The sequence below is a fragment of the Protofrankia sp. Cr1 genome (assembly GCF_963555865.1).
Taxonomy (GTDB): domain Bacteria; phylum Actinomycetota; class Actinomycetes; order Frankiales; family Frankiaceae; genus Protofrankia.
Window position 1 is genome coordinate 3807 of sequence record NZ_CAUVXO010000412.1, and the last position, 1161, is coordinate 4967.

Consider the following 1161-nt stretch of genomic DNA (forward strand, 5'->3'; position numbering starts at 1 on the left):
TACTACAGCCACAGTGATCTCTATGTGGCTGCGACCGGCGTGGCGGATGCTCGAGCGGCACGTATCCGCCGGAGAAAGTGGTAGTAGCTCGCCCGCTCTTGGTGGCGTCGACGCCAGTCCGACCAGCGCCGAGTGACACTGAAAGGGATGGCCTTCTGCCAGACTTGGACAATAATATGACGGATCTCATTGAGAGTAAATGGGATCATCTTGTTCCTGGCCGGCACGGGCGGATCGGCGATCGGAATACTGCCGTCGGGTTCGCGGACGTAACCGGTTGCGGTGGCCACCCGTTCCTTTGGCGGCCTATTCTTCTCACGATTCTTGGCCACGGTGACGGCGAGCCATGCGTGGGCGAACATGGACAGTGTTATGTGCCTGTACCAGGCCCTGTAGAGCCGGACTTGGTAATGGTCCAGAGCGACTTCGTTCTTTCCGGACTGAAAACATTCCTCCACATTCCACCGGCGACCAGCGACCGTGACCAGGGCCGCCAGCGGAACAGGCCGGGAAGAATGGGTCAGGTAGAACGCCAGCTCCTTTTTCTCGCCGCGGGAACGCCGGACGAGAACCTGGCGCGGCCGTCCGGCGGGGCCGGCGGCGTCGGCGGTCTCGACCAGCGCCCAGTCGTAGAGCCGTGGCCCTTTCGAGCCGTCAGCACAGGAATACGTCTCCCACGCCGTGTCAGGCACCATGGTAGCGAGGGCGTCGACCCGGAATCGGCCTTGCGCCGTGGAGACCACGGTATTCGTAGCGACGGCCAGAACATAGCCAATCTCGTGATCCTCAAGCCAGGTCCGGAGCTCCGGGGAGCGGCCGTAGACCTCGTCGCCGGCGACCCAGCCCAGCTGGGGATGGGCCTCGTGGAACCGGCGGACCATGACCAGCGCCAGCTCCGTCTTCGTCGCGAATGCGACGTCGTCCGGGATACCCGCCTCCCGACACCGTTCCCGGTCGTCCGTCCACTTCTCCGGCAGATACAGCTCGCGGTCGACATACGCCCGCCCCCGACCGGACGCATAGACGGCGAAGACACCCACCTGACAATTCTCGATCCGCCCCGCGGTCCCGCTGTACTGACGTTGAACTCCCGCGGATCGGTTTCCTTTCTTGATGAATCCCGTCTCGTCCAAGACGAGCACTCCGTCGGGCTCGAACAGA

The 1161-nt window shown here is 63.5% G+C and carries 1 protein-coding gene; it reads right to left on the reverse strand.

The annotated features are described in order from the left end of the window. Window positions 1-20: 20 nt before the first annotated feature. Window positions 21-1161, reverse strand: a 1141-nt coding sequence (locus U9980_RS22605; RefSeq protein WP_322769776.1) for an IS701 family transposase, incomplete at its 5' end; no start/stop codon positions are given.